The organism is Polyangium jinanense (genome assembly GCF_028435365.1).
Genome location: NZ_JAGTJJ010000017.1, coordinates 185,517 through 191,579, shown reverse-complemented (window position 1 = coordinate 191,579; position 6,063 = coordinate 185,517). Strand labels below are relative to the sequence as shown.

Here is a 6,063-nt window from a genome sequence, read left to right as displayed (position 1 = left end):
TCGTCCAGGTGCGGCGGGTCGAGCGCGCCGGTCACCTCGAAGGCCCCGACGTCATCATCGGCGAGGTGGGGCCCGGGGCCGGGGTTACGCCGGGAATTACTCACGTTTCCATCGTTCGCCCTTGTTCGTGAGCCGTGAACAGATATGTTTGACGTTCACGGCGCAACGGAGCACACTGTTTCCATGGTTCGCTTCGACGCTCCGGACGGTGCCAGGTTCGCCACGTCATGCCCCGGCGAGGGGTGGGGTTCCGTCGGCTGGACACGCCTCGACGCATGGCGCGGAGCTACAGGTTACCGGGAGCTCGCCGCGCGTCTCGGGTGCAGTCCGGGCCTGCTGACAGGCTGGAAACAAGGCCGAACGCCAGCGGCGCCGTACCTCGAAAAGCTCGAAGCCCTGGCAGACATCCCGCCGATCGCGTGGTCCTGGTGGACGCGTACCGGCGCGGGGAAGGCCGCGCCTTCCGATGCCCCGCGCACGGAAGCGGAAGCGCCGCCGCCGTCCGATCCCCCGCACGATGCGCCGCCCGTTCTGGGAACTACCGCGGAGGAACTCCGCGCAAGCGTCGCACGGCTGACGAAGATCCTACAGACGGGCAAGCTCTCCCCGGCGCAGATCGCGACGTTGGAAGGCAAGCGGATCACGGCTCTAACCGCGCTGGCGAAGCTCGAACAGGCCGCATCGATCGAGAATCACCCCGAGTGGCCCGGGGTCATGGCGGATCTCGTGGACGCAGTGTTTGACGCGATCGACGCGGCCGGGGTCGTGGTGAAGGCCGAGATCGGGATCGGGGCCCTGATCGCCGACCGTTTCGAGGCTCTACAGGCCAAGCGCCACGGGCGCGAGCCCCGACGAAATGCCGCGTAAACGGACCCGCAACGCGCGAACGAACGCACGGACGAACGCCGGAACGCGCGCGTCCGTGCGGCAAACAACGTCGAGCGCTGGACGTGCCACGTGAGGTGACCCCGCGCACGTGCGCCTCCGGGACTGAGTCATTGGTGCGTTGTTGGTCCGAGACGCCGTGGCCAAACATAGTCGAAGAGGATCAGCTTAAGGGTATTGAGGTCATTAAACGTACGCCTGCCTTGTATAACTCTTCCAGTCGGCAGGGTGATTGACCCGCGCCAGCCACCAGTCACGGGGACAATACAAAATTTGTAACCTTGCGTTTTGAGCTGCATGCCCACGACAATGGGCCTGTCGCTTATCAAGCGTTGTGGCCAGTAACGCTTAACCCACTTCGCCCGTCGAGCCGCCCGGTTTTTCAAACGGCGCTCGCGGCTCACTCCCTCGTAACCATCAGCCATCTTTTCGGCGCATACGCATCCGACACGTAGATCCGGCACATGCTCTGGATGGTGCATCCAGTGGACGTAGCGGACATTTTCGTTGCCGCACATTTCACATGTGTGGATGGTATCCTCAAGGTCTTCGACGTCGATGCACACCCACCCGCGCTGGGGGATGTTCTCCTTGTTCCAAAGGAACGCCATCGATCATGCTCCCTAACTAAGCGCCGGACAGCAGCTTCAACGCTCGCAGGCTGGAGGGTACAATGCGCATGGAGCATACCGTACCCGAGCACGTGCTGCGCCGGAAGGCTGCGCATTTGTGCAGGTGCGGGCAGGCTCCGCGGGATTTGCATTCCCGGTCCGGCAACCGCCCGTCTTGCCTGATCCGTCACGCCGTGAGCCCTCCCCGATCCGCTCGCCGGGGTAGCAGGCGAGGCGGGAAGGCCGGATAGCTGTCGGCCGAATATCTGTCATTCGGTCCGATCTGTCCCTCCGCGTATCGTGGACATTCGCGATCGAACCTCGTTTCCGGCCGCGGAGCATATCATTACCAGATGATAATGTGCCAAGAAAAACGTTCGTCCTTCGCTAAAATGGCTTGAACTCGCCACGCGAGCGCCCGTAAATCGAGCTCGGGCCGCCCGATGCGGTCCGGGAGCGATGCACAATGCAGCGCAAGGGACCCGAGCGCCCGACGGGCGCCAGCGGGGCGGGATTCGTCCGCCTTTTTGCCAGAGAACGGCCGCGAATTGTCGCGAAGCTGCGCCGGCTCGGTGTGCATGAGGTCGACGCGAACGACCTCGCGCAACGTGTGTTTTTGCAATACTCCCGGCTAAACAGGGCGCCGCGGAACCCTGCCGAATGGCTCATGCGAACGGCATGGTTTCTCGCGATGAATTGGCGACGCCTCGCCCGTCATAGGGTCGAGGTGCTCATGTCAGGGAGAGACCTGCAAAGGTGCGCCTTCGACCCGTCGCCCTCGCCAGAAGAGCGCGCCTCGCTTGGGGAATGGCTCGATCGGGCCGAACGGCTGCCGCCCGTCGAGCGCGCAGCGCTGCGGCTCCACCTCGAAGGCCATTCGATCGACGAGATAGCGCGCAGGCTCGAAACCTCGCGCGCTACCGCTTGGAAACGATTGCACGCTGGACAAGAGCGGCTGAAACGAACGGAGGGACGCCATGCAACGGCAATGGGTGGTCAACGAAGAGACAGGCGAGCATAGCGAACGGATCACGCTGGATCAATCCGATCTAGAGAAACTTCGGCCCTACGTCTGCGGCATTGCTCGCCGGGTAGGCGTTATCCCTGCCGACCGTGACGATTTGGCGCAGGACGTGCTTTTCGCATTCTGGCGATATTCCGACGAGCGACGGATCCGCGTCATCGAGGGGAAGGCCGACGTGGACGCCGCACGGACGCTCATCGCGGCGTTTGCAGTCCGGGCCGCCCGGCGCTATCGGCGGAGCGCAAGGTGGAGCGGTGGGGGCCCGGCAGACGAAACACCCTCGCGCGGGGGGGATCCCGCTCTCCGTTTCGAGGCTCGCGAAGCTCTTCGGATGGTCGAGCGATTGCCTCCGAACCTGCGCAGGGTGGTCGAGCTCGACGCGCTCGAGTACACGACAAGCGAGACTGCCGAGAGCGTCGGCGTGGTGCTCGGCACTGCCAAAAGCAGGCTTTCCCGGGCGCGTGACTTGCTGGCAATCATGAGGTGATCCGCCTCCCTGGTTCGGTCGGCCGATCGGACGGGCGTAGAAGCCCCGGGCGCCCCCTCACGAGCTCGCCCGGGGCCATCGGCGCGGCTTACGCCTTCCGGCGCTTGCGAGTGCTCTTGACGGCCGAGACGGGCGCATCGTGGCCCGACGTCGGGGGCTCACCGAGGAGGGCGTCTAGGGCTCGCATGGCGCGCCGCGCGCCTTCGATGTCACCTGCCTTGATTGACGCGTCCAGGGCTGCCCGGAGGGCCGCCGTCGCGGCGTCCAAGGGGTTCGTCGGGGGAGTCGCGGTCCCCTCGCGTTCTTGTCGGGATTCTGTCACGCTACCAGGAATCGCGGGGTTAGCTTCTCCGATCGCCATGGGTGGACCGACTGACAGATCCTCGTTTCCCGCGGGTTCTAGCTCGATCGGGTCGATCTCGTACTTTGGAAAAGGCGATGGGGCGGGAGCTCGGGCTCACGAAGAAGCAGCTTGACAAGATACCGTCGGTGATCTTGACGGAGGCCCAGCACAAGAGGATCACGACGTTGCTCAATGATGCTAGGCAGCGGCTGCCCCCCACGAGCAAGGAAAACGTCTGGAAGGTATACGAGGAGGTGTATGAGGACTTTCCGCACTGGCTCGCAGCCATCAAGCCCTATTTCGTGAAGTGAGATATCGCGAGACGAGGACATGAAAACCGAGGTCAAGGTTCTTTTCCATGCTCAACACATCCCTGGTGGACTGGAAGCCGTGTTCGGCCCGGCGGGGATACCGATGGATGCCGCGAAAGTGCAAGACTTCATGCTGCAACGCAAACGGCAGATTTGGGTAGACCTGACGCTCGACGAGACGGACGAACGCCTGTCGCTGCTCTTGAACCTCCTCAAGGACCGCGGAATCAGATGGCTCGAACGGCGTTACGACTGCTTCACCGATGAAGAGCTTGAGTCAGCACGCCTGATCGCCGCGTGGTACGACGTCAACGCCAGGGTCTTCGGGGGGCCCAGGATGGGCACGACGTACGACATGTCAGACGCCTGCAATCGGTGCGGCGCCGGGGCCCGGCAGACGTCCGCGATGATCATCGAGGGCGAAGACCTCCCCAAACTCGAAGGCCGGCGCGCGGCCACGACGTCCTACGACGACGTGCTCGTGGACGAGAAGCTCGCCGCGGCGCTCGCGCAGAGCGGCGCGACGGGGCTTTCGTTCCGGAGCGTCTTCGCGGCGTTCGAGGAGCGGGGCTTCCAGATTCCGTGGCGGCAGCTCTGCGCCACGCATACCCTGCCTCCCATGTCTCCCCGTTCGACCGGGGTCTACCCCTACAAGCCCTGCGCATGCGGGCGGAGTAGCTTCACGGGGAAGGAGGAGGTCCCTATGCGCATTGCCTACCGCGCCTCGGACGTCGCCGATATCCACGACGTGAACGTGACGTGGGAATGGTTCGGTGAGGTGAATTTCGAGGGTGACGTGAGCGACGCCCTCTTCCCATACCCCTTGTTCCTCGTCACCCCCAAGGTCCGCCGCATCTTCCAGGGCGCCGGCGTCACCGGGTTCGACTGGATCCCGATCCGCGTCGAGGATGGCTGAGCCACGGCCCCCCGTCCACGCGACACCTTGAGAGGGGTAGGTCGCCGCGGCTGTTTCGAAATTTTCCTTGACAAACGTTCTGAAAGCAGGGCTGTCCAGCCCTCTACTGCGTCGACTGTGCCGGAGGTTTCCCGCCAAGGTCGCGAACCACCTGAAGCTCCATCTTCCCCGTGCGCGGCGCCGCCGATCCGGACGAAGCCGGCGAAATCCGGACGACGATGGGCTTCCCGGATCGGGGTGGAGTCTTCGCCGACGACGCGGCGGGCGCGGAGCTCGCGCTCGCACTCGCGCTAGGCGCGACGGGCACCGGCAACGCGGTCAGCGCAGCACACGACCACGCGCCGAGGAGCACATACGCGCGACTGCAACGGACGTCGACGGTGCCTCCCGTCGTGTTGACCTCGAGCGTGTGCGCCCATGGCACACGGTCCCACTTCATCGGCACCGCCTCGCACCCGGGAGGCTGCCCCATGCAGGCGGTTTCGCTCGCCAACTGGTCGACCTCGACCGTCGACGCGAACACGTTCACGACGCCGAGGATACACGCGACGAATATCAGCGTGCCGCCGACGAACTCGACCCAGGCAGCAGGTCCGCGAGCTCGAACGCGCGCGGGTGACTGTCGCTGCTGTTCCATCGTGGCACCCTCAGCGCGAACAGGCGTCACGCCTGTCCGCCTCGAAGTAGGTCAGCGCGCAGCACAGCGTGTACTCGCCCTGCGGTACGCCATTCTCGTCGAGCTCCGCGATGGGCGGGCCGTTTGGCTCGTACAGACACGACGCGTTCCGCAGTGGCTCGACGGGATAAATCCCGCGGAGGGGCAAGTCCTTCGGACACCGATGGACGCCCAGCCGACTCTTGCAAAGACGCGCCTGGTCGGGCAGGCGCAGGTGAGGGCCGAACATCATCGCGATCTTCATCGGCTCGCGGAGGACCATCTCCTCCTCGCGACTCGGCGCGCATGCAGCGGACACGAGGAGCGGCGCGACGAAGGAGAAGGCCGTGAGGTACAGAGGAAACCGTGCGGAGGTTGATGACCGAGGCATGTTCCTGGTCAAACTCGTACCTGGAAAAACCCACCTCCGCAATCCGTTTCTGACGCGCAGTGTACGCCCCCGGATCCTCCGACAAACTCCCACACCGAGCCGCTGCGCCGGGGCGCTGCCCCGGACCCCGCGGGGGCTGTTCGCCCCTCGACCCGAACCAGGGCAAGCCCTGGACCGTTCGTGGAAGAACTGCGCGATGCGCAGTTCTTCCAACAGGCCGGTGGTACCCCGTTGCCGGTTGAAACGTCAGCGCTGCTGTCTTGGCGGGCAGGCTCGTCGTTGGTCTTGACTCTGCCCGTTCGATGAACTGCGCATCGCGCAGTTCATCGACCCCGAGTCCAGCGCTTTCGCTGGTCCGGGTGCAGGGGCGGACAGCCCCTGCTGGGGCCTGGGGCAAAGCCCCAGCGCAGCGCCGTCTTCATGCCACGCCCCACTTCCGG

The 6,063-nt window shown here is 64.8% G+C and carries 9 protein-coding genes; 5 read left to right on the top strand and 4 right to left on the bottom strand.

Annotated elements, in window-relative coordinates; genetic code table 11:
* The first annotated feature begins 183 nt into the window (after positions 1 to 183).
* On the top strand, positions 184 to 867 hold the full coding sequence (locus tag KEG57_RS26360) for a helix-turn-helix domain-containing protein (protein WP_272424546.1): 684 nt from the start codon (positions 184 to 186) through the stop codon (positions 865 to 867).
* A 128-nt stretch (positions 868 to 995) separates the two neighbouring features.
* Here KEG57_RS26360 and KEG57_RS26355 read toward each other — a convergent pair whose 3' ends face one another.
* Positions 996 to 1,496: a hypothetical protein gene (locus tag KEG57_RS26355; RefSeq protein ID WP_272424548.1), complete on the bottom strand. Its 501-nt coding sequence runs from the start codon at positions 1,494 to 1,496 to the stop codon at positions 996 to 998.
* 736 nt (positions 1,497 to 2,232) lie between these two features.
* Positions 2,233 to 2,373 (bottom strand): hypothetical protein, encoded by a 141-nt coding sequence (locus tag KEG57_RS26350; RefSeq protein ID WP_272424552.1) that lies wholly within the window; start codon positions 2,371 to 2,373, stop codon positions 2,233 to 2,235.
* Here KEG57_RS26350 and KEG57_RS56120 point away from each other — a divergent pair.
* The 4 genes from KEG57_RS56120 to KEG57_RS26335 all read left to right on the top strand — a co-directional run bounded on the left by KEG57_RS56120 (position 2,326) and on the right by KEG57_RS26335 (position 4,577).
* Positions 2,326 to 2,517, top strand: coding sequence for a sigma factor-like helix-turn-helix DNA-binding protein (locus tag KEG57_RS56120; RefSeq protein WP_372518211.1), 192 nt, complete (start codon positions 2,326 to 2,328; stop codon positions 2,515 to 2,517). The genes KEG57_RS26350 and KEG57_RS56120 overlap by 48 nt on opposite strands.
* Positions 2,474 to 3,007, top strand: coding sequence for an RNA polymerase sigma factor (locus KEG57_RS26345; RefSeq protein WP_272424553.1), 534 nt, complete (start codon positions 2,474 to 2,476; stop codon positions 3,005 to 3,007). The genes KEG57_RS56120 and KEG57_RS26345 overlap by 44 nt, the downstream gene beginning before the upstream one ends.
* 438 nt (positions 3,008 to 3,445) lie before the next feature.
* Positions 3,446 to 3,661 carry a hypothetical protein gene (locus KEG57_RS26340; RefSeq protein WP_272424555.1) on the top strand — a complete coding sequence of 72 codons (216 nt, stop codon included), beginning with the start codon at positions 3,446 to 3,448 and terminating at the stop codon, positions 3,659 to 3,661.
* A gap of 130 nt (positions 3,662 to 3,791) precedes the next feature.
* Positions 3,792 to 4,577 carry a hypothetical protein gene (locus tag KEG57_RS26335; protein WP_272458872.1) on the top strand — a complete coding sequence of 262 codons (786 nt, stop codon included), beginning with the start codon at positions 3,792 to 3,794 and terminating at the stop codon, positions 4,575 to 4,577.
* A gap of 103 nt (positions 4,578 to 4,680) precedes the next feature.
* Here KEG57_RS26335 and KEG57_RS26330 read toward each other — a convergent pair whose 3' ends face one another.
* Together KEG57_RS26330 and KEG57_RS26325 are read right to left on the bottom strand one after the other, a co-directional pair.
* Entirely contained in the window at positions 4,681 to 5,214 is a 534-nt protein-coding gene (locus tag KEG57_RS26330; RefSeq protein ID WP_272424557.1) for a hypothetical protein, read from the bottom strand.
* A 10-nt stretch (positions 5,215 to 5,224) separates the two neighbouring features.
* Positions 5,225 to 5,623, bottom strand: coding sequence for a hypothetical protein (locus KEG57_RS26325; protein ID WP_272424559.1), 399 nt, complete (start codon positions 5,621 to 5,623; stop codon positions 5,225 to 5,227).
* Positions 5,624 to 6,063 lie beyond the last annotated feature (440 nt).

Coding starts and splice junctions, on each gene's coding strand:
- KEG57_RS26360 (WP_272424546.1), top strand. CDS start 184: ATGGTTCGCTTCGACGCTCCGGACGGTGCCAGGTTCGCCACGTCATGC.
- KEG57_RS26355 (WP_272424548.1), bottom strand. CDS start 1,496: ATGGCGTTCCTTTGGAACAAGGAGAACATCCCCCAGCGCGGGTGGGTG.
- KEG57_RS26350 (WP_272424552.1), bottom strand. CDS start 2,373: ATGGCCTTCGAGGTGGAGCCGCAGCGCTGCGCGCTCGACGGGCGGCAG.
- KEG57_RS26345 (WP_272424553.1), top strand. CDS start 2,474: ATGCAACGGCAATGGGTGGTCAACGAAGAGACAGGCGAGCATAGCGAA.
- KEG57_RS26340 (WP_272424555.1), top strand. CDS start 3,446: ATGGGGCGGGAGCTCGGGCTCACGAAGAAGCAGCTTGACAAGATACCG.
- KEG57_RS26335 (WP_272458872.1), top strand. CDS start 3,792: ATGCTGCAACGCAAACGGCAGATTTGGGTAGACCTGACGCTCGACGAG.
- KEG57_RS26330 (WP_272424557.1), bottom strand. CDS start 5,214: ATGGAACAGCAGCGACAGTCACCCGCGCGCGTTCGAGCTCGCGGACCT.
- KEG57_RS26325 (WP_272424559.1), bottom strand. CDS start 5,623: ATGCCTCGGTCATCAACCTCCGCACGGTTTCCTCTGTACCTCACGGCC.